We start from the raw sequence: 21,511 nt of genomic DNA on the forward strand, positions 1-21,511 counted from the left end.
CCCCCCCCCCCCCCCCCCCCCCCCCCCCCCCCCCCCCCCCCCCCCCCCCCCCTCCGCGCCCCCCCCCCCCCCCCCCCCGCCCCCCGCCGCGGGGGGCGGGGCCCCCCCCCCCCCCCCCCCCCCCCCCCCCCCCCCCCGCGCCGCAGCAAGCAGCGGCGCGCTAGCATTGTAGTCGAGATAGGCGCGTCTTCCGGCCATTTTCGTTTCGATCGGTCCCTTCAAGAGCCATTCCGCGAGGATAGCGCGTTATTTCCTTGAAATTGCAAGGCAAGCCGTCCTATTTACGCGACTTGCGGCGTGGATGGCCGAACCACGACGTTTTGGCCACCCAGTTTTGAACAATTCTAAACTAGCTTCTAAGAAGACGCTCGCCCTGCGTCAAGGCCTGGGAAGACTGGGGCCAGAGGAAGAGTTGTTCCAAGCACCGCGCATTCTTATGCCATGTGGAGTATTTTATGCCTGAGGTCATTTTCACCGGTCCGGCCGGCCGCCTGGAGGGTCGCTACCAGCCTTCCAAGGAAAAGAGCGCGCCGATCGCCATCATCCTGCACCCGCACCCACAGTTCGGCGGCACGATGAACAACAAAATCGTCTACGACCTCTTCTACATGTTCCAGAAGCGGGATTTCACCACGCTGCGCTTCAATTTCCGCGGCATCGGCCGCAGCCAGGGCGAATTCGACCACGGCACCGGCGAATTGTCGGATGCGGCCGCGGCACTTGACTGGGTGCAGTCGCTGCATCCGGATTCCAAGAGCTGCTGGGTCGCCGGCTATTCGTTCGGCTCGTGGATCGGCATGCAGCTTCTGATGCGCCGGCCGGAGATCGAAGGCTTCATCTCGATCGCGCCGCAGCCCAACACCTATGATTTCTCGTTCCTGGCGCCCTGCCCGTCGTCCGGCCTCATCATCCATGGCGACGCCGACAAGGTCGCGCCGCCAAAGGACGTGCAGGGGCTGGTCGACAAGCTGCACACGCAAAAGGGCATCACCATCACCCAGAAGACCTTGCCCGGCGCCAACCATTTCTTCTCCAACGATGCGGACCTCTTGCTCCAGGAATGCGCGGACTATCTCGATCGCCGTCTGGCAGGCGAGTTGTCCGACCCGCGGCCGAAACGGTTGAGATAGGCCGAACAGCGAAGATATCTCCGGCATCTCGCGTCGGGCTCTGTCGCAGGATATGGCATTCGATTCGAAGCCGTGCGGCGCCGTTACAGCGGTCAGGTGGAAAAACCGGATTCCCCTTTTGCTGACCGCGCTTGGATGCTAAACGCCCGCGTTCACGCATGCCACGCCCGATCCGCTTCGGTTGGGCGCTTTCGGGAAAGAAAAAATGTCCGCCTTCAAATCCGATTTCCTGCGCGTAATGAGCGAGCGTGGTTTCATCCACCAGATTTCGGATGATGCCGGCCTCGACCAGCTTTTCGCCAGGGAAACGGTGACCGCCTATGTCGGCTACGATGCCACCGCGACCAGCCTGCATATCGGTAATCTGATATCCGCGACCATGCTCTACTGGCTGCAGGAGACCGGCCACCGGCCGATCGCACTGATGGGCGGCGGCACTTCGATGATCGGCGATCCTTCCTTCCGCGACGACCAGCGCAAGCTTTTGACGCCTGAGGCCATCGCCACCAACATCGAGGGCATCAAGCGCATCTTCGGCCGCATCCTGCGTTTCGGCGACGGTCCAAACGACGCGATCATGGTCAACAATGCCGACTGGCTGATGAAGCTCAACTATGTCGAGTTCCTGCGCGATGTCGGCCGGCATTTTTCGGTCAACCGCATGCTGACCTTCGACAGCGTCAAGCTGAGGCTCGAGCGCGAGCAATCGCTCTCCTTCCTCGAATTCAACTACATGATCCTGCAGGGCTATGATTTCGTCGAGCTCAGCCGGCGCTATGGCTGCCGCCTGCAGATGGGCGGATCGGACCAGTGGGGCAATATCATCAACGGCGTCGATCTCGGACACCGCATGGGCACGCCGCAGCTTTATGCCCTGACCACACCGCTGCTGACGACGTCGTCAGGCGCCAAGATGGGCAAATCGGCCAAGGGCGCGGTCTGGCTGAACGGCGACCTCTACTCGCCCTATGATTTCTGGCAGTACTGGCGCAACACCGAGGACGCCGACGTCACGCGCTTCCTCAAGATTTTCACCCGCCTGCCGCTCAGCGAGATCGCGCGGCTCGCCGCGCTTGGCGGCTCAGAGATCAACGAGGCCAAGAAGGTCCTGGCCACGGAAACGACGGCCATCGTGCACGGCCGCGAAGCGGCCGAGCAAGCCGAGGAAACCGCGCGCAAGACGTTTGAAGAAGGCGCGCTGGCCGAAACGCTGCCGACCGTCGAGGTCGGCAAGGCCGATCTGGAAAGCGGCGTCGGCATATTGTCGCTGTTCGTTGCCGCCGGGCTTGCCGCGTCCAACGGCGAGGCGCGGCGACACATCCAGGGCGGCGCCGTGCGGCTGAACGACCAGTCCGTGTCCGACGATCGCAGGTTGGTGACACTTGAGGATCTAGGTCCGGAACAGGTCGTAAAGCTGTCGCTCGGCAAGAAAAAACACGTTCTGGTGCGGCCGGTCTGACCAGCGCTTGATCGATCTCGATGGAATCGGGATGGGGCTTCATTAGTCCTTTCCCGAAACCGGTTTCACATCTTGCTGCGCTGACCTTCGGTTCGGGATCACGGCCCAGGTAAAACCTAATCAGGTAGGTACTGAGAAGGGCCGAGTTGGGTGAATATTGCCATTCGTCTCATCTATCGGAACGAGCAGGTAGCGCCATAAGCCGACACCTTGGATACCGTGATCCTCGACGACTTGTCTCACCTCGATAGCGGACGAGATCATTGTTGACGGCGGCGAGCCCGGATTACGAACCGCGAAGCGGTCAGAAATCCAAATCCATATCGTGATGATGATGCTCGTGACCGGGAAGCTCCGGCGGCGGCGGGCCAGGCACTTCGGCCACCATCGCCTCCGTCATGATGAGGAGGCCTGCCACCGAGGCTGCGCCCTGGAGCGCCGTTCGCACCACCTTGGCCGGGTCGATGATGCCCTTTGACACCAGATCCGCGTACACGCCCAATTGGGCATCGTAGCCATAGGCGTTGTCGTCGTTTTTGAGGATCCCGGCGATGACGACCGAGCCTTCCAGGCCGGCATTGATCGCGATTTGCCGAGCCGGCCAGGTGATCGCCTTCCTGACGATCGCGATGCCGACCTGCTGGTCCTCGTTGCTGCCCTTGAGCTTCTTGAGCGCCCTGCCGGCGCGCAGTAAGGCGACCCCACCGCCGGGGAGAATGCCCTCTGCAACCGCAGCTCTTGTCGCGTTCATCGCGTCATCGATGCGATCCTTCTTCTCCCTGACCTCGACTTCGGTTGCACCGCCGACCCGGATAACGGCGACGCCACCGGCGAGCCTGGCCAGCCGCTCCTGGAGGTTCTCGCGGTCGAAATCGGAGGTGCTTTCCGCAAGCTCGAGCTTGATCTCGGCGATGCGGGCCTCGATGCTTTCCCGCTCGCCGGCGCCGCCGACGATCGTGGTGTTTGCCTTGTCGATCATCACCTTCTTGGTGCGCCCGAGCATATCGAGGGAAGCATGTTCGAGCTTGATGCCCAAATCCTCGGAGATCACCGTTCCGCCGGTCATCAGCGCGAGATCCTGCAGCATCGCCTTGCGGCGGTTTCCGTAGGCCGGCGCCTTCACGGCTGCAACCTTGAGAGCGCCGCGCAACTTGTTGACCACCAGCGCCGCCATCACCTCACTCTCGACATCCTCGGCGATGATGAGCAGCGGCTTGCCGGCCTGCACCACCTTCTCCAGCAGCGGCAGTATTTCGTTCAGACTGGACAGTTTCTTCTCGCTGACGAGGACATAGGCATCCTGCATCTCGACCCGCATCTTTGCGCGATTGGTGATGAAATGGGGCGAGATATAGCCGCGGTCGAACTGCATGCCCTCGACGAATTCGAGTTCGGTTTCGAGCGACGTCCCGTCCTCGACAGTGATCACGCCGTCATTGCCGACCCTCTTCATGGCGTCGGCGAGGCAGCGGCCGATCTCCCTGTCGCCGTTGGCCGAGATGGTCCCGACTTGCGCAATCTCGACGTTCGAGGTGACCTTCGTGGCGTTGTTTTTGAGTTCCGCGACGACGGCTTCGACCGCGAGATCGATGCCGCGTTTCAGGTCCATGGGATTCATGCCGGCGGCCACCGCCTTGGCGCCCTCCCGGGCGATCGCATGCGCGAGCACGACGGCGGTGGTCGTGCCGTCGCCGGCCTGATGGGAGGTTTTTGTTGCTATCTCGCGCACCATCTGGGCGCCCATGTTCTCGAACTTGTTGTCGAGTTCGATTTCCCTGGCGACGGTCACGCCGTCCTTCGTGACCCGTGGCGCGCCGTGCTCCCTGCCGATCGCGACGTTGCGCCCCCGCGGGCCAAGCGTGACGCTCACCGCATTCGCCAGGATGTCAATGCCGCGCAGCATTCTGTCGCGAGCTTCGAACGAGAACATGATTTCCTTGGCAGTCATTTCCTTGATCCTTAAGACCAAATCTTCGGGGAACGGCGACGCCTCATTCGGTCGCTCAGGCGAGATTGTCCCGTGGCAGCCCGAGCCGATTCCAGACATCGAACAAAGCTGCCGCGAGCCGATCAATCATGATGTCCTCATGACAGGGTGTCGGCGTGATGCGCAGCCGCTCAGTTCCCTTCGCCACAGTCGGATAATTGATCGGCTGGATATAGATGTCGTGATCGCTCAGCAGCAGGTCGCTCGCCGCTTTGCAATGCGCCGGATCGCCGACTGCCACCGGAACGATATGGGTGTCGCTCAGGATGACCGGCAGCGCAGCGGCACCCAGCGCCGCCTTGACCCGCCGGACGCGATCCTGCTGGCGCTTGCGCTCCCAGTGCGAGGTTTTCAGATGCCGGATCGCCGCTGTGGCCGCGGCGCAGATCGCCGGCGGCAACGCGGTGGTGAAGATGAAACCCGGAGCATAGGAACGAACCGCATCGATCAGCACAGCACTTCCCGTGATATAGCCGCCGAGGCAGCCGAAGGCCTTGGCGAGCGTGCCTTCGATCACATCGATCCGGTTCATGGCGCCGTCGCGCGCGGCGATGCCGGCGCCGCGAGGGCCGTACATGCCCACAGCATGGACCTCGTCGAGATAGGTCATTGCGCCGTAACGATCGGCGATTTCGCAAATGCGATTGATTGGCGCGACGTCGCCGTCCATCGAATAGAGACTTTCGAAGACGATGAGTTTTGGCCGATCCGGACCCGCTGCCTTCAACAATTCCTCGAGATGATCGACGTCGTTGTGGCGGAAGATGCTCTTCTGCGTACCGGACTGACGGATGCCTTCGATCATCGAATTGTGGTTGAGCGCATCGGACAGGATCAGACAACCGGGGATCAGCTTGGCGATGGTCGAGATGCCAGTCTGGTTCGAAACATAGCCGGACGTAAAGACCAGTGCCGCCTCCTTGCCGTGGAGATCGGCAAGCTCGCTCTCGAGCTCTAGGAGCGGATGGCTGGTGCCGGAGATATTGCGCGTCCCGCCGGCCCCCGTTCCCAGGCGGGTAGCAGTCTCCACCATGGCGGCGACCACTTTTGGGTGTTGTCCCATCCCGAGATAGTCGTTGGAGCACCAGATCACGACGTCCTTGGGTCCATGCGGGGAATGCCACACGGCATTGGGAAAGCGTCCGGCGACGCGCTCAAGGTCCGCGAACACACGGTAGCGCCGTTCCTCCTGCAGACGCGCGATCGCATCTGCAAAGAAACCGTCATAACTCGTATTGCCTGGCACCAAGATACGGCCTTGCCCATCGGCCATATCGCCCGCATCTCCGGTCATCGGAGGTCCAAATCGCCGCGGCGCAAGGACGTTCTTTACGCCGCCAGGTTTGCCGGTGTGCAACGCTGTGGGTTCCGCCATCGCCCGATTCCCCTGCTTGCATACGAATTAACTCGAAGCGCGATGCGCGCCGATCCCGCTCGCATAGTTCCTCACGACCCGCGTTCAGGAAGGTCGAAATTGAGCTGCAACATTCGCGCGATGTTTATCAGAATTGTCTCGCAGACCTTATCTTGATTAGGATCCAGATATTTGACAGTCCAGTTTGCCCCGTTCTCCTTGGTTTCGAGCCGCTGAATCACAAAATCAGTGACGTGCTCGCATCCCGGCTCCTTATGAAGATCCGCGAGGATCAATGCCTTAAGCTCCGAAGCCTCCTTTGTATGTCTTTGCATGGTCGCTCTCCTTCCGGATGACAACTTTCTATGGATCGCTCAACTGCATAATCGTGATGTCCGTCATCCCAGGGCTGGTGTCATCGCACCAGTTCACCCAACCTAGCGGCAATGCCGCTGCTTGGTGTGTCAGAGTCTAGCCCCTCCACGAATTGCCCCTGTGGGTTCATGATGTAGATGTGGGTGCCGTGATCCATTAGGTAGTCGTCACCGCCCGCCTCGCCCCGGCGCGCCACACCATAGGCGCCATATGCCTCCGAAACCGCAGCGATCTGTTGCGGGCTGCCGGTCAGTCCCACGATGCGCGGATCGAACGCTGCGGTAAAGCTTCCCATCACCTCAGGCGTGTCGCGTTCGGGATCGACAGTGATGAAGAGCGGTTGCAGTTTTGCGGCGTCGGGGCCGAGTTCCTCAATCGCCGCGGCGATTGATGACAGCGTCGTCGGACAGATGTCGGGACAAGAAGTATAGCCGAAGAAAACCAGCAGCCATTTGCCGCGATAAGTCTCATCGGTGACCGTCGTGCCGTCCGGCGCCGTAAGCGTGAATGGGCCACCGACCGTCACAGGCGCCGTGTCGGCCCGCACGAGCGGTTGGCAGATCGACAGGGCCGCTGCGAATATGATGCAGAAGAGGGTATGCGAACCGTAGGCCCAGGGGCTGAGGAGTCCATGCCGCCGCTTCATCAAGTACCTCCGGCACTTCGAGAATGACGCACCAACCCCCGCGTGTGTTTGTGATTAACAAACTCGCCTAAACTATCTCACTTTATCATGTTTTGTTGCTGAATGGCTAGACATGGTACTCGTTTAGCTCTATTTTTAAAAGTTGCCCCTCATCTCGCTAGAAGGAGGAGGCTTTTATGACCATTCGCGAATTGATGAGCGGGCTGGCGGCGATCGCTTTCGTTGCGATGGTGTCCGCGCCTGCGCAAGCCTACGAAGTGGGTCCGGTCACTGGAGGCGGAACGATCGAGGGTACGATCGTCTACCGCGGCGACGTGCCGACAACAAAGATCATCCCCACCAAGGATATCGAGGTGTGCGGCGACCCCCGCGAGGAGCCGCTGATCGAAGTCGGAAGCGATCAGGCCGTGCTGAACGCGGCGGTGCAGCTGGTCGACGTGGCACAGGGAAAGGCCTGGCCGGAGCCCGGAAAGCCGCCTGAGCTTAACAACCTCAAATGTCGCTTTGAGCCCGCGGTTCAGATGATACCCGCCGGTTCGCTGGAGGTGATCAACAGCGACCCAATCCTCCACAACACCCATGGCTATTATGGCAAACGCACCGCCTTCAACCTGGCGCTGCCCAATAAGGGCCAGCGGATACCCGTCGAACTGAAGCGGGCCGGCACCGTCCGCATCGACTGCGACGCGCATGGCTGGATGGAAGGCTGGGTCTATGTGGTGGACAATCCCTACTACGCTGTCACCGGCGCCGATGGCAAGTTCAGCATAACTGATGTTCCGCCTGGGAACTACAAACTTGTGGCGATCCACCCCTTCACCGGGCCCATCGAGCAGCCCGTAACGGTAGAGGAGAATAAGGCCACCAGTCTGACGATTGAACTGAAAAAATAAGAAAATGGGCGACCCACTCATTCAACAGGGTCGCGTTCCTGCGAGAAGACCGACGCTTTAAGAAACGGTCTGCACTGAGGAGGAACCCTGATGTCTGACGAGCTTGACCGCATTCGGCGCGAAATGCATGCGGTGCTGCAGCAGCCGGGAGTACGCCCCGACGACTCGCTCCAAATCACCCGCCGCACCTTCATTCACAGATCGCTGCTGTTCGGCGCTGCTTCCGTCGGCCAGACCTTCGCGTGGTGGCCGCTGCTCAACACCATCGACGTCGCTCACGCCGCCGAAGCGCCGTTCAAGTTTGCCTGGATTTCGGACACCCATCTCTATCCGCGATCGCTGAACACGCGCTTCGTCGACAAGGTGGTGCGCGCCGTGCGAGAGGTCCAGGCCATGGATCCGCCGGCCGACTTCCTGATCTTCGGCGGCGACCTGGCCCAGCTCGGAAAGATCGAGGAACTTGAGCTTGGCGTTGAGCTCCTCAAGGATCTGAAGATCAAGAAGTATTACATCCCGGGCGAGCATGACTGGTATCTGGATATGGGCAAGAAGTGGGGCGAGTTGTTCGGCCAACCCAACTGGACCTTCGACCACAAAGGCGTGCGCTTCATCGGGCTCGATACGGTCAGCCGGGGACCGGACTACTGGACAGCGAAGAAGATGACGCCAGAGGAGCGCATGGGCCACATGGCTACCCTTGACGGCACGGTTGCCGGCGCGTGGGCCGGCGTCGGCCGCGAGCAACTCGACTGGATGCAGAAGACACTCGCCGAGTGGGATAAGTCCAAGCCGATCGTCATCTTCAGCCACAATCCGCTGTACGAGTACTACCCGCCCTGGAATTTCTGGGTGCGCGACTGGCGCGAAGTGAATGACGTGCTGAAGCCTTATACCAAAGTCACCAACATCCACGGTCACGTGCACCAGGTGCTCTACAACGAGATCGGCAGCATGCGCTCGATCGGCATGCTGGCGACCTCCTGGCCGTGGCCGTATGCGCCGGAAGGCGTGCCCAAGCTGACCAAGCCGATGATCCGTGTCGATCCTGGCGATCCCTTCGACGGGGTCGGTTGGGAAACCGTGAGCGTCAACGCCGACGACAAGGTCGATGTCGAGTACATCATGTGGGGGCGCAAGGAGGTGCTCGTCCAGTCGCCGGAGGACCACGACAAGAGCATTGAGGAGGTCATACAGCCACGCATCGCCGACAGACAGTACCCGTGGGAAAATCCATAAAAGGGGGTGGCTATGATAAACACATCGACATTCCTCTGCATTCTGAGGCGTTCCACCGTCGCCGGAGCAGTCGTCGCAGCTGCCGTCGTCATCGGCCCGGCCAGTGCCAACAAGGACCCGGTGACGCCAAAGCAGCTGAAACTCTATCAAGAGGCGTTCATGGAGGAGGTCAGGAAGGGAGACCTCCTGTTCCACGGTGATGCGGCGATGGCGGAGCAGTTGGGCGTCAAGTTGTCGACCACCGGGTGGGCCTGCGCCATGTGCCATCCAATGGCCTCCGATACCCACCCGCATGCGTTCCCGAAGTTCCAGCAGTCGATGGCCAAATTCGCGACACTGCGCGACATGATCAACTGGTGCATCGAGAAACCGAACCAGGGCGAGAAGATCGATCCCGAATCGGAGGCGATGAAGGCGCTCGAGGCGTACATCACCTGGTCGAACACCGGCTCCGTGTTGGTGCCAGGCAAGTACTAGTCTCGTCGATAGCCGGGGCTCGGCTTCACGGGAGCGCGTCCGCCATCGGGGTGACACCTCGATGGGTGGGGTTGAAGCAGTGGTGCGGCCCGGGAACCGCGCGGGGAGGTCTATGCGTTGGCAGAGACTGGGATGGAGCTGCGCGGCAAGTTCGCGAATGTGGACCTGGATGCGCTGGTCGACAACCGGGTCGTGCGGACCTGGCTTTATTTCGGCATGTTCTGGCTGATGGTAACGCCATCTGTCGGCGTCCTGATATCGAGCACCTTCAACTACCCCGACTATCTCGGATCGGGGAATCTCGAGCTCACCTTCGGCCGGCTGCGCCCGGTCCACGTCAACGGTGTCATCTTCGGCGCTTTCTCGACGCTTTTCATCGGCCTTTGCTACTATCTCGTGCCGCGTCTGTCGGGGGTGCGGGTAATATGGTCGGAGTGGTCGGTTCTTCTCGCATGGGTCTGGAACGTCGCAACGCTTGCCGGTTTGGTCGGCTTGCTGTTAGGCGGCAGTGACGGTTTGGAAGCCGGAGAGTTTCCGCTCTATGCGAAGGTCGCATTCTTCATCGTAGTGGCTGTTGCTACCGCGCAATTCCTGATCACGATCAGTCGAAGGCTCGAGCCGGCGATCTATGTCGCGCTATGGTACTTGATCGCCACTTTCGTGTGGACGACGATGAACTTCGTGCTTGGAAGCTTCATCCTGCCGTACACGATCTCGGGCATCAACAGCGCCGCCTTCCATGGCCTCTATCTCCACTACATCGTCGGGCTGTGGCTAACGCCCGCGGGCTACGTGATCATTTACTATTTCCTGCCAATCAGCGCGCGAAATCCGCTCTATGCCCATAAGCTCTCGCTGGTAGGCTTCTGGTCCCTGGCATTGTTTTACCCGTTCGTCGGCATCCACCATTACCTCTACAGCCCGATCGCGGACTGGGCCGAGACCTTGGCCGTCGTCACATCGATGCTGCTGATCATTCCGGTGTGGACGGTGCTGGTGAACTTCTTCGGCACCATGATGGGCAAGTGGCATGAGTTCGGCAGGAACTTGCCGGCGAAGTTCCTGATCATGGGCTCGCTCATGTATCTCGTCGGCTGCTTCCAGGGCTCGACCGAGGCGCTGCGGCAGCTGCAGCAGCCGACCCACTTCACCGATTTCGTCATCTCGCATTCGCATCTCACCGTGTTCGGCACCTTCGTCGTATGGGCGATGGGGGGCCTCGTCTATACTTGGCCGCGACTGTTCGGGCGCGAACTCTGGTCCTTCAAGCTCGGCAACTGGTCGTTCTGGCTGATCACCGTCGGCATCACGACCATGGGCCTGGTCCTCACAGCGGGCGGGCTGCAGCAGGGTTATCAATGGATGAATGGGGTCGAATGGCTCGACTCGCTCGTCTGGGTGAAGCCCTACTGGCTGGCGCGGACCCTGGCAGGCATCAGCATGGATATCGGGATGTCGCTGCTGGTGGTGAATCTGATGCTGACCGCACTGACCAGTCCGGCGGCTGAGGCGCGACGCGTCCGCGGGTCGGTCGAGGCGCCTACCCCGGCCCCGGCGGGAGGGCCTGCGCAGTGAACGTTCGCTTCTTCGCGCTGTTCGCCGGCGTCTTCTGCATCACCCTTGCGGTGATCACGCAGGGCGTGCTGCCCTTCGTGGAGCCGTCCTCGCGAACTACGCGCGTGACCTCGGTGGTGCGCACGGATTTCGGCCAGCTGAAATGGACGGTTTCAGAGGCGACGGACTACACCGAGCAGCAGCGTCGCGGCCGCAACATTTACCTGCGCGAAGGCTGCTGGTACTGCCATTCGCAATTCGTGCGGCCGGTGACCGGCGAGATCCGCCGCTGGGGACCGGTCAGCGAGGCGGGCGAATACGCCTATGACGTGCCGCACCTGTTAGGCACACGCCGGATCGGGCCGGACCTGACGCGCGTCGGCCTGAAATACAGCGACGAATGGCACCTGGCGCACTTCTACAATCCGCGGATGCTGGTGCCGGACTCGATAATGGCGCCGTATCGCGGTCTCTTCCACGAGCCCGATGCAGCCGTCCGTATCGTTGACGACGGCGCTGGCGGTCGGACCCTGGAAAGGACAGAGGTCACCGAAGGCCTTTTCGACTTCGACAGCCAGCAAGCGATCCAGCTGACGCCGAATGCGTACGGGTTGCTGTTCGTGCCGCTGAAGGCGCGCGAAAGAAAGCCGATCATCCTGACGCCGAATGACGAATACACAGGAGAAACCGTCAGCATCGCGGCGGAGACGGAATCGCTGGCGGCGCTCGTTTCCTACGTCCAGAAGCTCGGCACGAACCGGGGTAAATGGCGCGATCTTTTCGAGCCGCAAAGTCTGGAGGTCATGGATGCGACTATGCCGCGCTCCGAGGAATGGATTGCCTATGGCAAGGAAGTCTATGAGCGCCGCTGCATCGGTTGCCACGGTGCCAAAGGCGACGGCAACGGGCCGGCCGCCACCTTTATGTTTAACCAGCGGCCCAGGGACTTCACGTCCGCAGTCTTCAAATTTAGGTTGACAAAGGAGCCCCTGCCCACGGACGGGGACATGCTGCGCACCATTACTCGCGGCATCCGCGGCACGGCAATGCCCCCTTGGTACGAACTGCCGCTCAACGATCGGCTGGCGGTGATCCAGTACATCAAGTATGAGCTGGCGGTTGACCGTTCCGACCCCGCCAGTCCTTACGCTTTCTTCGTCGAGGAGCCGCCTGGCCCACCGTTGTATATCGGGCGCCCGCCGACCCCGTCCCAGACGATGCTGGACCGTGGCAAGGAGGTTTGGCAGGTGGCGAAGTGCTGGGAATGCCACGGCCAAGGCGGCAAGGGCGACGGCGAGAAGGCTGCCGGCCTCAAGGATGATATCGGGTTCGCCACCCCGCCGGCCGACCTCACCAGCGGCCAGTTCAAGTCTGGCCCGGCCGTCGAAGACATCTTCCGGACGATAACTACCGGCCTCAGCGGCACGCCGATGCCGTCCTATCGGGATTCCTTTCCGGACGAGGACCGATGGGCACTTTCCTATTTCGTGGTGGCGCTTTCCGCCTATAAAGACCCGCTCTCGCTGCAGCCGCTGTCGATCAAGCAGGAGGCCCGCGCGGCGCTGAACGATCTGGAACTGGTCGCTGACAAGCCTGAGCGAGCCTATGTGCCCGATCCGTCGGTGCCGGCGTCCGGCCCGCCAGCGCCGCCTGGCGAGAAACAGGCACCCGCCGGAGGTTAGCGCATGCTCGGTTTTGAAGTCACCGGACCATATGCGGGCGCCATGATGATGAGCCTGGCGGCCCTGTTCTTGTTCATCTGGGGCGTCCTATCCGGCGCGTTGAGCGGCACCGACAAAGCCGCCAACGACTTTTTTGAAAGGGAGATGGAGAATGAGCGATCTGCAGAGCAGCGATCCGGAGAGCCCGAGGCACCCGGAACTGGATGTACGTCAAAGCTCGCACCCTGAACTAGAGGACTATGCCGGCGGCCTGATACAGGCGCGTGTGGGCTTCATTCCGCTATGGCTTCTCGTCGTTTACGTGCTGCTGTTCGCCTGGGGGCTGTATTACATGTATGTTTATTGGGGCGGGCTCGGCCCCGGCCGTCTGTTCTAAGAAGACTGTCGCAAGAGCTGGTAAGGCAGGAGTGATGGAGATGTTGGTAGCCAAAATTCTCCTTGGGGTCGCCGCATTGAACCTCCTTTTCCTGGCTTTCGAGGTGGCGGTAAACGTGCTTCGTCTTTATTTCGGCTGACATAGGAGCAGCGGATGCTACAGGACACGGTTTTCAAGCTCGCTGACGCCGGCTTGCCACAGATGCTCGGCTTCCTCATCTATGGCGGCTGCACCGTCGGCTTTATCATCTTTCTTGTCTATCTTGTGCGGCAATAGCGACGCGGACGCGGCGCTGCGAAAACGCCAATGATCTACTACCTCGTGATCTTCGCCGCTGGATTTGCAGGCAGCTTTCATTGCATCGGCATGTGCGGCGGCTTTGCCTGCGCGCTGGGCCGCGATCAGCGAGGCGGAGGCGCAACCGTCCTTCGCCACCTGCTCTATAATACCGGCCGATTGACAACCTATTGCTTTCTGGGCGGGCTCGCGGGTGCGATCGGTCAGGTCATCTGCACCACGCAAGGTCTAACGGCGGCGCCGCTCTTGAACGGCTCCCTCGACACCGCCCAACGAATTCTCGCAATCGTCGCTGGCCTGCTCATGATTGCCATGGCGTTGCAGTTCTTCGGCTTGCTGCAGGTCTTCCATCGTCTTGCGATCGGATTTGGCGGCAGCACATTTGCATTGTCTCTGCGCGGTCTGTTGACCGCCGGGAGCAGCGCAGCACCGCTTGCCTTTGGCGTTTTCAACGGCTTCCTGCCATGTCCCCTGGTCTATGCCTTCGCCGCCCAGGCGGCGAGCACCGCCGGAGCGCTTCCCGGGCTTCTCGTCATGGCATGGTTCGGACTGGGAACCTTCCCCGCGATGTTGATGATGGGCGGCGTTGGCCGGATACTAGGGCCAGCCTGGCGGCGGCGCGGCGTGCGGCTGGCTGGCGGCTTTATTCTTTTGCTCGGTCTCATCACGCTCGGCCGTGGTCTCCTGCCTTCTGACGCGCATATCGGCCTTGCCTGGCTGGGCGGACATCCTGCATGACTGCGCATGGCGATATCCTCTGTAGCCATTGTTCGCTGCCCGTCGGCCTGCGCCCGATGGAGCGCAGGCTCAACGGTGAGGCTTGCGCATTCTGCTGCTACGGCTGTTGCATCGCCTTTCAGGTGAAGAGCGGCAGACACGAAGAGTGGGAAGCCGCCTGGCTTCTGATCCAGCTCGGCGTGGGAGGCTTTCTCTCCATGAATATCATGATGTTCAGCCTCCTCCTCTATTCGGACGCGTTCACCGGCGTCGATGCGGGCGTGCTGCCGTGGATCCACCTTTTGCTCTGGATCTTCGCGACGCCGGCGGTGGTGATTCTCGGCGGACCCTATCTGCGCGAAATGTGGCTCAATGGTATTCAGGGACGAGTGACGTCGTCGGCACTCATCGTGCTTGGCGTCGCTGCCGCTTACCTCTATTCGGCATTTGCCGTGTTCGAGGGCAGCACGCATGTCTATTTCGACACCGCCGTGATGGTGCTGATGCTGTTCACCGTTGGCCGCTATCTCGAGGCTGTTGGCCGCGCCAGGGCGGCGCGCGACCTCGAACCTCTTCTGGCCGCAGAAGGCGAGAGCGCGACCGTGATCGATGGCGCGGCAGAGATCCGCCGTCCGGTGCGGGAGGTGTCGGCCGGCATGCTGGTGCGGGTCCGGCCAGGCGAGCGCATTCCGGTCGACGGCGTGGTTGTCGAAGGGGAATCGAACACCGATGAAGCCGTGATTACCGGAGAAAGCCGGCAAGTGACCAAGGGCGCCGGCTCCAAGGTGATTGCCGGCAGTATCAATATCGACGGTCCGCTCCTGATCCAAAGCAGCGGTGACGGAACTGCAACCCGCTGGGCGCGGATTTGCCGGTCGGTGCGCGAAGCGCTGGGCCGTCGCAGTCCAACCCAGCGTCTTGCCGATCGCGTCGTTGGCGTGTCCGTGCCGCTCGTCCTCGCCCTCGGCGGGCTGACGATCGTTTACTGGGCGCAGTCATTGCCGTTCGATCGGGCGTTGCTGATTGGCCTCTCGGTACTGGTGGTTGCCTGTCCTTGTGCCGTCGGCCTCGCTGCTCCGATGGCGACATCACTCGGCATCGGCCGGTTGGCACGGCACGGCTGCCTTGTCCGCGACCCCGGCGTGCTTGAGACCCTCGCGCGTGTCCGGTTGCTCGCCTTCGACAAGACCGGCACTCTGACGGCGGGCAAAGCGCGTCTCGTCGGCGTCGACTGCCAGGAGGTCGGCATCGACGAAGTGCTGGCGCGCGCCGCCGGTCTGGAGCGACTTTCCGAGCATGGTCTGGCGCGGGCCATCGCGGCAGCCGCCGCTCAGCGCGGCATCACGCCGCTCGTCACCCGCGATGTCCGGACGGTTCCCGGCCGTGGCGTCCGCGGCAGCGCCGAAGGCCGGCCCGTAGCGGCAGGGAACGGCAGATTGATGAATGATCTGGGCTGGCCGCTTCCCCCGTCGCTGACTGAGCGTGCGCGGTCGCTGGAGGCGAGCGGTTATTCGGTGGTCTATGTCGGTTGGGGCGAGCAGGTTCACGCCGTGCTGTCGCTCGATGATTCACCGCTTCCCGAGGCGCATGCCGCGATCGCGGCGCTGCGTGAGCGCGGGCTCGACGCCACGCTGTTGACCGGCGACTTGGCGCAAGCGGCGGAGCGGATCGCGGCTCTGGTCGGGATCAAGGACGTCCAAGCGGGCCTTTCGCCGGAGGCCAAACGGCTGGCCCTGGATCGGCTCCGCCATGACCACGGTTCGGTGGCGATGGTCGGCGATGGACTGAATGACGGGCCGGTCCTGGCCGCCGCAGATGTCGGTATTGCCGTCGGCTCAGCCACCGATCTCGCCCGCGAGACTGCAGCGCTCGTGCTGCCTGCGGACGGATTGTGGATGCTGCCCTGGATCGTCGACGTGGCCCGTGCGGTCCGCAGGACCATCTTGACCAACCTTATGTGGGCGTTCGGCTACAACCTCGTCGCCCTGACGTTCGCAACATTCGGACTTCTGCAGCCAATCCTTGCGGCGGCGGTCATGGCCGGCTCGAGCATTCTCGTGGTGGTGAATTCGCTGCGGCTGGAGCGGCTGCCCGATCCTGTTCCAGCGCTGATCCCGGAGCAACGATCCGGCACCAAGTCGCAGCGTACCCACGATGGCGCCGGCATTTCCGCAATGGCCGGCCCGGCCGTCGAGCGGAGTTGAGTTTCGTTTCAGCCAAACACGTCGTGCGTGAAGGCGTCATACCAGCCTTCCGCCGCGCGCGCAGCCTGCCGGCGGACCTCGGAGCTTTCCTCGACCTTGCTGACGAAGCTGATGACGCTCTTGAGCTTCCCGTCGACGGGCTTGAAGCTGATGGCGTTGCTGAACGCATCGTCGGGGGCGAGATAGGTGTAGCAGGTGTTGAACAAATGCGCCGGGAAACGCGCTGATCCAGTGAGATCGGCCGCGATGGCAAAGGCGCAGGCTTTGGCCTGGCTGTTGGCGCAGAACGCGGATTTCGGCATATCCCCGCCGATGATCGCGTCACCGACCAGATGGACGCCGGGCTGCAGCGCCGATTCGAAGGTGACCGGATCGACCGGACACCAGCCCGACCGATTGGCGAGCCCCGCCTGCTGCGCCAAGCGCCCGGCCATTTGCGCCGGGATGACATTGGCCACCGCGGCCTTGAATGTAGCTCCCGCGGTGATCACCGACCGGGTCTTCGCGTCGATTGCCGTGACCCCGCCGGTGAACTGAGCCGGTAGCCATTCGATCATTCCCGGATAGTGGCGGTTCCAAGCGTCCTGGAACAGGTCCTGCGCGTTGAAGCTGTCTTTCGCATCGAGGATCAGAATTTTGGCCTTGGGTTTGCGGCGCTGGAAATAGGATGCGACGAGGGAAGCGCGCTCGTAGGGGGCGGGCGGGCAGCGAAACGGATTCGGCGGAGCAACGAGCACGAACAGCCCGCCGTCCTCCATGCTTTCCAGTTGCCGGCGCAGCAGCTTGCTTTGCGGTCCTGCATTCCAGGCGTGCGGCATGATCTCCATCGCCGCTTCGTCATAGCCCTTAAGCGCCCGATCCCTGAATGCGATGCCTGGCGCAACAACGAGACGGTCGTAGCTGAGCTTTGAACCGTTGTTGAGCGCAACGGTTTTCGCCGCCGGGTGAATCGCCGCGGCGGACTCATGAATGACGATGATACCATTTTGTTTTGCCAGCGCTTCATAACCATGACTGAGCGATTCGAACGGGCGCAGCCCGGCGAGATAGAGATTGCTGAAGAAACAGGTCGCGTAGCTCTGCCGCGGTTCAACCAGGGTCACCTCGATAGCCGTGGCGCTGGCGGCGAGATATCTGGCGACCGTTGCGCCGCCGATGCCGCCGCCGATCACGACGACACGCGCCTTGGCCTGGCCCCGCGCCTTCGGCTGGTTGAGCGCCGTTAACAACGCTGCTCCGGTGAGGCGGCCGAACTCGCGACGAGTCCAGGATTTCATCGCGGGTTACTTCCCTGCGCTGCGACATAGCGCGCGACGCTCGCGATCTCCTCGTCGCTGAGCGACAGCGCGATAACGTGCATGATGTGATTTGGACTCTCGCTCGCCCGGTAGGCAAGCAGGGCGTTGGTAAGCCTCTCCTCACCAAGCCCGATGATGCTGGGAATGCCTGTGCCGCCGCCATCGAGACGATGGCAGGACGCACAGATTGCGGCGAGTTGAGCGCCTTGATCGGGCCCCGCCGCCGCGCCGAATTGGCTGAAGAGCAGCACGAGGCCCGTGGCAATCGCAGATCTCGCGACGGGGCGCATGCTGAATACCCTTCTGTTTCGCAGTTTTCCGGTCACGCTCCCACTCAACTTGTCACGCTGTGATTCGCGCAGCTCGATTGCGTCGATACCTCAACCGACCGTGAACTGGTGCGACAACATATAGACGCCACCCCCGTCTTCTTCCCAGACAAAATCGAGCCGGCCGCTCTCCGTCGCGCGCAAGGAAAATTCGAAGAACGGGTTGGCCGAAATCGCCTCGTGAAGATCGACACTGAACACCACAGTTTCGTTGTAGCGACAGACAAACTTGTTGATGATCTTGCGCGGGATTACATTGCCTTGATCATCATGGCGTAGCCCCGTTTCCATCTCATGGCTGATAATGGTCTTGACCTGAAAAATCTCCCCCTTCGCCGCAGCGTTTGGCACGATCACGCGTGGTGTCGCGGTGGTCACAGTCTCTCTCCGATCCTCAGGCACAGCCATCCGTGGCGACACGGACCCACGTCGTGGTCATCAGCAAAATGCCGTCATTCATTTCAGCGACAGCGACGACGTGTTGCGGTTTGGCAAGCCGGATGCGCGTCGACACGCGGGGCAGACTGCGTTGCGGGGCGAAGTGGAAACTGGCCACTTCGATGAGCGGGTTCCGCGGCGCGAACACGCGCATCTGCCTTACATGGTCGGCCTCGGTCATGGGGCTGTCGATGTAAAGAGTCATGGGCACGGTGTAGCCGGTCGGGAAGTCCGTCGGCATTATCAGGTGAAGGCGATCCGACACCGTGGCCGTCCGTCCGGTGAGCTGCTCGATGAGATCCAACGCTTCATCGTTCGCACGCGCGCTCCGCGGCGAGAAGAGCGCGACCCCGGCAAACCCCACACTCCCGGCGATCAACACATCGCGGCGCGTCAAGCTCATCGTCCCGGTCTCCAAACCCTGCCACCTCTTTAGGCCACTCTAAGAACGCATCGGCGGCGGCAGGCGGCGCACTCGGACACATCAGTGCGGCAGCTTCTACCAAATTTAGCACCGACAACCGCTGGGAGCAATCTCGCGGAAGTGCCCATGGCCGCCCTTTAAACCAATGCATTCTGTTTTACCGGCCGTTGGGAGCACGCCGGCGGATTCTGCGGCTACCCAACTTCGGTCGCCGGCCTGATCGCTGGAGGCGTTATTGCGGCACCGCTGTCGGGATAGATGGTCAAGGCATTGCGGGAAAGGACGCTCTTGGGTTGTCGGATCTCTGATCACACTCTTGGCCGGCTATCAGATGCTCGAATTAACTGGAGCGCTCGAACCGCTCCAGCGCAATGTCTGATTTACAAGCCTGCGCGACATTCATGATAAGGCTGAAAAAGGACGGGTTAGGGTGTGGGAAGCGGTCGTTGGTCTCGTCCCAACGAGCAAGTAGCGCCCCTGAGCTGACCCATCCGGGCCGGACCCCGGGGCAGTCTCGCGTGCCGCCCGATAACTCGCGAGGCTAAGCCCAGAACGCATCCCAGGCGTAGAGGTCGTAGAAGTGCTCCCGGCCGTCAATCACTTTGCCATTCTTGATGTCGAAGACAATGCAACAGAGCACATCCAGCCGTTTGCCGTTGCGCTCCCCGGTATTGCGATGGACGCCGACCACGCGTCCGTCCTCGCTCGCCATCACGGGCTTGCCGCGTCCAACGGCGAGGCGCGGCGACACATCCAGGGCGGCGCCGTGCGGCTGAACGACCAGTCCGTGTCCGACGATCGCAGGTTGGTGACACTTGAGGATCTAGGTCCGGAACAGGTCGTAAAGCTGTCGCTCGGCAAGAAAAAACACGTTCTGGTGCGGCCGGTCTGACCGGCCGGCTCGGACGCGCCATGTGTGGACGTTCCAGCGCGCGTATCGAACTCGCACTTTGCTACCAAAAGTTGCGCGGAACAAGCCCGCGCAACGTTGTTGCTTTCGGAGTTCACACCGGCTGCGTCGGGACCGTGGGAGCAGCCTCCAATTCGTTAAACCGCCCGTGGACTTCGATATCATCGAGAAGTCCCATCCACAGCGACACACATAACCCAACCATCACGAGGAGAAACGGCGCGGCCGCGACAATGGATGCGGTCTGGAGCCCAGCCAAGCCACCCATCACCAGCAAGACACAAGCAGAGGCTCCGGCCAAAATGCCCCACAGAACCACGATCCCGGATCTTGGGTGAAGAGTACCGCGCGAAGAGAGCATTCCCATGACAACGGAAGCCGCGTCAGCTCCTGAAACGAAGAATATTGCAACCAGGAACATCGCAAGTGTCGATGTCAGCGTGGTGGCCGGATATTGGGCAAGAAGCGCGAACAGCGATACTGGAGCGCCTTTGTCGTTGACGGCTTCGACAAGACCGCCCAATCCCATCAGTTCCGAGTGAAGCGCAGTTCCGCCCATGACGGTGAACCAAAAGAAGGTAACAGCGCTGGGGATGAGCAGCACGCCAACGATAAACTCACGTATCGTGCGGCCCCGAGAGATCCGAGCTATGAAAACGCCGACAAAGGGAGCCCAGGATATCCACCAGGCCCAATAGAAGATGGTCCAGCTGCCAAGCCACTTTCCGTCGCTGAATGCTGCCGTGCGGAACGACATCGAGACCAGGTCGCTGAGGTAATAGCCAAGCGATTCGATCAGCGTGTCGAATATGAACACGGTCGGTCCAATGATCGCCAGAAAGAGCAGGAGCAGCAGAGCAATGACCATGTTCAGGTTGCTCAGGAATTGCACGCCCTTGCCAACACCGGAAACCGCCGACAGGATGAACAGCACGGTCAATGCCGCGATAATCGTCAGTGCAATTGTTGCGGACTCGCCGGTATTCCAGAGGAAGTTCATCCCGCTGTTGATCTGCTGAGCGCCAAGTCCCAACGAAGTGGCCGTTCCAAACAGTGTCGCGATGATTGCGAGGACGTCGATCGCCCGGCCGATCGGGCCGTGGGTGCGGTTACCGAGCAGAGGCTGGAAGGCACTCGACATCAAAGTCGGCAGGTTGCGCCTGTAGCTGAAGTACGCAAGCGCCAATCCAACAACCGCGTAGATCGCCCACGGGTGCAGCGCCCAATGGAAATAGGCGTATTGCATTGCCACGACCGCGGCCTCCCTTGACTGCGGCTCCGCCATTCCGTGCGGTGGCGCGCCAAAATGGAAGACCGGTTCGGCCACTCCCCAAAACATCAGGCCGATGCCCATCCCGACGCTGAACATCATGCAGACCCATGACACGGTCGAAAATTCAGGCTTTTCGTCATCTCGCCCGAGCTTGATCTTGCCGAACCTGCCAACCGCGAGAAAAACAGCGAACATCAGGAAGAACGCCGTCGAAACGACAAACATCCAGCCGAATGTCTTGATGATCGTATTCAAGGTCGCTGTCGCCACTGTGGCGAGACTGTCAGGAGCGAGGCCGCCCCAAAGCACAAAGCCGCCAGCTATGACGACAGCCGGCCAAAATACGCCGGAGTCTACACTCCGGGTGCCTGTTATGGACATCCGCTCACTCCCATTTTTGCGTGGAACATCGTGCGCGGCCGGCTTTTCAAGCATTTTCTGGCTGGAACGAC

At 61.5% G+C, this 21,511-nt stretch carries 22 protein-coding genes and 1 pseudogene; 13 read left to right on the forward strand and 10 right to left on the reverse strand.

Annotated elements, in window-relative coordinates:
- Nucleotides 1-455 precede the first annotated feature (455 nt).
- Nucleotides 456-1,130, forward strand: a complete 675-nt coding sequence (locus tag AC0L2M_RS08370) for an alpha/beta hydrolase (protein WP_027154148.1) — start codon at nucleotides 456-458, stop codon at nucleotides 1,128-1,130.
- A gap of 205 nt (nucleotides 1,131-1,335) precedes the next feature.
- Nucleotides 1,336-2,589 carry a tyrosine--tRNA ligase gene (gene tyrS / locus AC0L2M_RS08375; protein ID WP_128173158.1) on the forward strand — a complete coding sequence of 418 codons (1,254 nt, stop codon included), beginning with the start codon at nucleotides 1,336-1,338 and terminating at the stop codon, nucleotides 2,587-2,589.
- A gap of 304 nt (nucleotides 2,590-2,893) precedes the next feature.
- On the opposite strand, the gene groL is transcribed toward tyrS, so the two are convergent.
- From groL to AC0L2M_RS08395, 4 genes are all read right to left on the reverse strand, one after another.
- Nucleotides 2,894-4,537, reverse strand: a complete 1,644-nt coding sequence (gene groL, locus AC0L2M_RS08380; RefSeq protein WP_473534559.1) for a chaperonin GroEL — start codon at nucleotides 4,535-4,537, stop codon at nucleotides 2,894-2,896.
- Nucleotides 4,538-4,592: 55 nt separating this feature from the next.
- Complete coding sequence (gene hemA, locus AC0L2M_RS08385) at nucleotides 4,593-5,849, reverse strand: 5-aminolevulinate synthase (protein ID WP_091591830.1); 1,257 nt, start codon at nucleotides 5,847-5,849, stop codon at nucleotides 4,593-4,595.
- Nucleotides 5,850-6,022: 173 nt separating this feature from the next.
- Nucleotides 6,023-6,265, reverse strand: coding sequence for a hypothetical protein (locus AC0L2M_RS08390; RefSeq protein ID WP_027154144.1), 243 nt, complete (start codon nucleotides 6,263-6,265; stop codon nucleotides 6,023-6,025).
- Nucleotides 6,266-6,345: 80 nt separating this feature from the next.
- Complete coding sequence (locus tag AC0L2M_RS08395; protein WP_473534560.1) at nucleotides 6,346-6,951, reverse strand: SCO family protein; 606 nt, start codon at nucleotides 6,949-6,951, stop codon at nucleotides 6,346-6,348.
- Nucleotides 6,952-7,145: 194 nt separating this feature from the next.
- On the opposite strand from AC0L2M_RS08395, the gene AC0L2M_RS08400 reads away from it, so the two are divergent.
- The 9 genes from AC0L2M_RS08400 to AC0L2M_RS08440 all read left to right on the forward strand — a co-directional run bounded on the left by AC0L2M_RS08400 (nucleotide 7,146) and on the right by AC0L2M_RS08440 (nucleotide 16,387).
- Nucleotides 7,146-7,844 (forward strand): carboxypeptidase regulatory-like domain-containing protein, encoded by a 699-nt coding sequence (locus AC0L2M_RS08400; protein ID WP_473534659.1) that lies wholly within the window; start codon nucleotides 7,146-7,148, stop codon nucleotides 7,842-7,844.
- 90 nt (nucleotides 7,845-7,934) lie between these two features.
- Nucleotides 7,935-9,080, forward strand: a complete 1,146-nt coding sequence (locus tag AC0L2M_RS08405) for a metallophosphoesterase family protein (protein ID WP_287247507.1) — start codon at nucleotides 7,935-7,937, stop codon at nucleotides 9,078-9,080.
- A gap of 12 nt (nucleotides 9,081-9,092) precedes the next feature.
- Nucleotides 9,093-9,557, forward strand: coding sequence for a c-type cytochrome (locus AC0L2M_RS08410; protein WP_128168433.1), 465 nt, complete (start codon nucleotides 9,093-9,095; stop codon nucleotides 9,555-9,557).
- A 132-nt stretch (nucleotides 9,558-9,689) separates the two neighbouring features.
- Nucleotides 9,690-11,132 (forward strand): cbb3-type cytochrome c oxidase subunit I, encoded by a 1,443-nt coding sequence (locus AC0L2M_RS08415; RefSeq protein ID WP_473534660.1) that lies wholly within the window; start codon nucleotides 9,690-9,692, stop codon nucleotides 11,130-11,132.
- Nucleotides 11,129-12,793, forward strand: coding sequence for a cbb3-type cytochrome c oxidase subunit II (locus tag AC0L2M_RS08420; protein WP_473523577.1), 1,665 nt, complete (start codon nucleotides 11,129-11,131; stop codon nucleotides 12,791-12,793). Before AC0L2M_RS08415 ends, AC0L2M_RS08420 begins: the two co-directional genes overlap by 4 nt.
- Before the next feature lie 151 nt (nucleotides 12,794-12,944).
- Nucleotides 12,945-13,169 carry a hypothetical protein gene (locus tag AC0L2M_RS08425; RefSeq protein WP_014766281.1) on the forward strand — a complete coding sequence of 75 codons (225 nt, stop codon included), beginning with the start codon at nucleotides 12,945-12,947 and terminating at the stop codon, nucleotides 13,167-13,169.
- Nucleotides 13,170-13,322: 153 nt separating this feature from the next.
- A complete protein-coding gene (locus AC0L2M_RS08430; protein WP_023798301.1) occupies nucleotides 13,323-13,445 on the forward strand; it encodes a hypothetical protein in 123 nt (40 codons plus the stop codon).
- Between the two features lie 30 nt (nucleotides 13,446-13,475).
- A complete protein-coding gene (locus tag AC0L2M_RS08435; protein ID WP_287177028.1) occupies nucleotides 13,476-14,204 on the forward strand; it encodes a sulfite exporter TauE/SafE family protein in 729 nt (242 codons plus the stop codon).
- Complete coding sequence (locus tag AC0L2M_RS08440) at nucleotides 14,201-16,387, forward strand: heavy metal translocating P-type ATPase (RefSeq protein WP_245268708.1); 2,187 nt, start codon at nucleotides 14,201-14,203, stop codon at nucleotides 16,385-16,387. Before AC0L2M_RS08435 ends, AC0L2M_RS08440 begins: the two co-directional genes overlap by 4 nt.
- Before the next feature lie 8 nt (nucleotides 16,388-16,395).
- Here the strand turns inward: AC0L2M_RS08440 and AC0L2M_RS08445 are convergent, their stop codons facing one another.
- Genes AC0L2M_RS08445 through AC0L2M_RS08460 form a run of 4 tightly spaced genes read right to left on the reverse strand, consistent with a single transcriptional unit; the run spans nucleotide 16,396 to nucleotide 18,855 of the window.
- Nucleotides 16,396-17,664 carry an NAD(P)/FAD-dependent oxidoreductase gene (locus AC0L2M_RS08445; RefSeq protein WP_128182110.1) on the reverse strand — a complete coding sequence of 423 codons (1,269 nt, stop codon included), beginning with the start codon at nucleotides 17,662-17,664 and terminating at the stop codon, nucleotides 16,396-16,398.
- The gene (locus tag AC0L2M_RS08450; protein ID WP_473534561.1) at nucleotides 17,661-18,011 is read right to left on the reverse strand and encodes a c-type cytochrome; all 351 of its coding nucleotides are present in this window, start codon (nucleotides 18,009-18,011) and stop codon (nucleotides 17,661-17,663) included. Before AC0L2M_RS08450 ends, AC0L2M_RS08445 begins: the two co-directional genes overlap by 4 nt.
- 54 nt (nucleotides 18,012-18,065) lie before the next feature.
- Nucleotides 18,066-18,392 carry a thiosulfate oxidation carrier complex protein SoxZ gene (soxZ, locus tag AC0L2M_RS08455; RefSeq protein WP_287237484.1) on the reverse strand — a complete coding sequence of 109 codons (327 nt, stop codon included), beginning with the start codon at nucleotides 18,390-18,392 and terminating at the stop codon, nucleotides 18,066-18,068.
- A gap of 16 nt (nucleotides 18,393-18,408) precedes the next feature.
- Nucleotides 18,409-18,855 (reverse strand): thiosulfate oxidation carrier protein SoxY, encoded by a 447-nt coding sequence (locus AC0L2M_RS08460; RefSeq protein ID WP_473534562.1) that lies wholly within the window; start codon nucleotides 18,853-18,855, stop codon nucleotides 18,409-18,411.
- A gap of 168 nt (nucleotides 18,856-19,023) precedes the next feature.
- On the opposite strand from AC0L2M_RS08460, the pseudogene AC0L2M_RS08465 reads away from it, so the two are divergent.
- Nucleotides 19,024-19,255, forward strand: a pseudogene (locus AC0L2M_RS08465) (sulfite exporter TauE/SafE family protein); the annotation flags it as partial.
- Nucleotides 19,256-19,417: 162 nt separating this feature from the next.
- Here the strand turns inward: AC0L2M_RS08465 and AC0L2M_RS08470 are convergent.
- Entirely contained in the window at nucleotides 19,418-19,567 is a 150-nt protein-coding gene (locus AC0L2M_RS08470) for a nuclear transport factor 2-like protein (RefSeq protein WP_287237480.1), read from the reverse strand.
- On the opposite strand from AC0L2M_RS08470, the gene AC0L2M_RS08475 reads away from it, so the two are divergent.
- Entirely contained in the window at nucleotides 19,547-19,768 is a 222-nt protein-coding gene (locus AC0L2M_RS08475) for a hypothetical protein (protein WP_473534661.1), read from the forward strand. The genes AC0L2M_RS08470 and AC0L2M_RS08475 overlap by 21 nt on opposite strands.
- Nucleotides 19,769-19,880: 112 nt before the next feature.
- Here the strand turns inward: AC0L2M_RS08475 and AC0L2M_RS08480 are convergent, their stop codons facing one another.
- Nucleotides 19,881-21,440: a BCCT family transporter gene (locus AC0L2M_RS08480; RefSeq protein ID WP_473534563.1), complete on the reverse strand. Its 1,560-nt coding sequence runs from the start codon at nucleotides 21,438-21,440 to the stop codon at nucleotides 19,881-19,883.
- Nucleotides 21,441-21,511 lie beyond the last annotated feature (71 nt).

The organism is Mesorhizobium sp. WSM4806 (genome assembly GCF_055811635.1).